Genomic DNA, 2,188 nt, shown 5'->3' with positions numbered 1-2,188 from the left:
GACCTCGACCTAAGAACGGCAGCAATGAGAAGCTGATGATCTTGGAATAAGACACCATCGCCCAACAGGACAGCGCGTTACCATCAGACGAGATGTGTCGTCATAAATGGTCAGCCGTTCACCGAGTCCTTGAGAGCCTTTGCCGGCTGGAAGACGATCTTCTTAGATGCGGCGATCTTGATCGTGGCGCCAGTCGAGGGATTGCGGCCATCGCGCGCTGGTTTGTTCTGTACCTTGAACTTGCCGAAGCCATTGAGGCTGATTTCCTCGCCCTTGGCAGCGGCTTCCGCAATGCCCTTCAACACATCCTCGACCACGGATTTCGCTTGGGTTTTCGACAGGCCGTGCGCGTCTGCAAGGCGTTCGGCAATATCGATCGTGTTTACAGCCATCGTTTCCATCCCTTCTGAGTTGGTTCAACGACTGGCCTTATGGCACAGGCAATTCCACACTGTCATCGCGTCAAAGAACGGAATCCAGTGCAAACAAATGCTCGAGCCGGGAATTTCCACCACTCTTATCGCGAAAGTCACGCAGCGCATCTCGGTAGACGCCCGGCGTGGAAGCGACCCGTTCCCAGCAATGCCTCACCGTGCGTCAGGCGTGACCGCGGCGGGAACATTCGGCGATGAGGTGGAGGATCAGGTGTGACGCGGCTATGGTCCGCCTTCGATCTCAAATCAGACTTGCATCGAATCGACGTGAGAGAGGAAATCGTCACGGCATTTGGCGGCTTGGAAGCCGCTGCCCTCAACAATCAATGGTCGTCTTCGGAGACGCCCCGAACGCGACGACGATTCAGCCCAAAGATCAGGGAAATCGGACGTCTCTTCTTCACCGGTGGAGTAGGACCAACACCGCCTTGGCGAGTGAGGAAGCGTCTTTGACCGAAATAGAGAAGCGCAGCGGCGCAAGCGACAATGGTCGTGACTGATCTAGCCACTGTGGCGTTCCTTCCGCGTATTCTTTCCAAGCCACGCCCACGGCGTCCTCGAATGGATTGGGTCTGACCGAAGACCGCCTTCGCTGCGCTCAGTCTCGATCGTCTTCCCGCAACGACGTCGCTGCGTTTTCTTCCCCTGGTCGCTGCGCGTCCATTCCTCGCGATCCAAGAAAGCCTCGCGCCGCCGTCTTTCACTTCGTTCCAGCCCCTTCAGGGTGCGGACCGATCGTCTCCGGTCTCACGACCACCATCGAGGCCGCGATGGGCGCGGCCCGAGAAAAACAGAAGGAACTACCACAATGGCTACGATCGGCACTTTCTCCCGCACCGCGAAGGGCTTCTCCGGCTCGGTCAAGACTCTCAACCTCAACGTCAAGACGGTAACGTTCTCTCCGACCGATGGCGAAAATGAAAAGGGTCCGGACTTCCGCATCTTCGCCGGCGCCACCGAGTTCGGGGCGGCATGGAAGAAGACCTCGCGAGAAGGCCGCGACTACCACTCAGTCAAGCTCGACGATCCCAGCTTCCCCGCTCCGATCTATGCGAGCCTGGTCGAGACCGAGAACGAGGGCGATTTCTCGCTTATCTGGTCACGCCGCGCCGCCGAGTGATCCACAAAACACGAAGCCTCGCGGCAAGGCGGGGCTTCGTCATGTTCAGGTCCGCGATCTCTAAGCTCTGCCAGACGCGGTGTACTACGCTTTGGCTAGCGCCTTGCGCGGCTTCTTCACAGGCGACTTGATTGCGGCTGCGGCCGTCTTCGCTGTTGCCGCGCGAGCATCCCGCTTTGGCTTTTCCGCCGCGGCAGGAGGCGCAGCCGCCTTGCGCCCGAGCCCTGATGCCTTCGCCAGAGCCGAGCGGGTGGCCGCGTAGTTCGGTGCCACCATCGGGTAATCGGCAGGCAGGTTCCACTTCTGCCGGTATTGGTCAGGGGTCAGATTAAAATGCTGAAGATGCCGCTTCAGCGATTTGAATTTTTTTCCGTCTTCCAGACAGATGATGAAATCCGGCGTCACCGACTTCTTGATCGATACTGCCGGCTCCTGCTTGATCACAGGCTCTATCGCCGGCGTGCCGATGCCTTTCAGAGCGGCATGGATATCGCCGATAAGCTTCGGCAACTCGCCGACCGGCAATGGATTGTTCGACACATAGGCGGCGACGATGTCGGCCGCGATCGACACGGTATCCAGTTGGCCGTCTTTTTCGAGAGCAGTGGTCATATAATTTCCTCTTATTGTATCT

At 58.3% G+C, this 2,188-nt stretch carries 3 protein-coding genes; 1 reads left to right on the top strand and 2 read right to left on the bottom strand.

The features are described from left to right. Positions 1 to 110: 110 nt before the first annotated feature. Entirely contained in the window at positions 111 to 392 is a 282-nt protein-coding gene (locus EN991_RS33435) for an HU family DNA-binding protein (RefSeq protein ID WP_095089546.1), read from the bottom strand. Between the two features lie 850 nt (positions 393 to 1,242). Here EN991_RS33435 and EN991_RS33430 point away from each other — a divergent pair. After that, complete coding sequence (locus EN991_RS33430; RefSeq protein WP_127370333.1) at positions 1,243 to 1,554, top strand: DUF736 domain-containing protein; 312 nt, start codon at positions 1,243 to 1,245, stop codon at positions 1,552 to 1,554. A gap of 84 nt (positions 1,555 to 1,638) precedes the next feature. On the opposite strand, the gene EN991_RS33425 is transcribed toward EN991_RS33430, so the two are convergent. Beyond that, on the bottom strand, positions 1,639 to 2,166 hold the full coding sequence (locus EN991_RS33425; protein WP_127370332.1) for a MucR family transcriptional regulator: 528 nt from the start codon (positions 2,164 to 2,166) through the stop codon (positions 1,639 to 1,641). Positions 2,167 to 2,188: the final 22 nt, after the last annotated feature.

Origin of the sequence: Mesorhizobium sp. M7A.F.Ca.US.005.03.2.1 (assembly GCF_003997795.1) — a bacterium.
Classification (GTDB): Bacteria; Pseudomonadota; Alphaproteobacteria; order Rhizobiales; family Rhizobiaceae; genus Mesorhizobium; species Mesorhizobium ciceri.
Note: the sequence above shows the minus strand (reverse complement) of the source record. Positions and strands in the feature narration are given on the sequence as shown.

Excerpts from the sequence above, each read along its gene's own strand:
- EN991_RS33435 (WP_095089546.1), bottom strand. The coding sequence starts at position 392 with ATGGCTGTAAACACGATCGATATTGCCGAACGCCTTGCAGACGCGCAC.
- EN991_RS33430 (WP_127370333.1), top strand. The coding sequence starts at position 1,243 with ATGGCTACGATCGGCACTTTCTCCCGCACCGCGAAGGGCTTCTCCGGC.
- EN991_RS33425 (WP_127370332.1), bottom strand. The coding sequence starts at position 2,166 with ATGACCACTGCTCTCGAAAAAGACGGCCAACTGGATACCGTGTCGATC.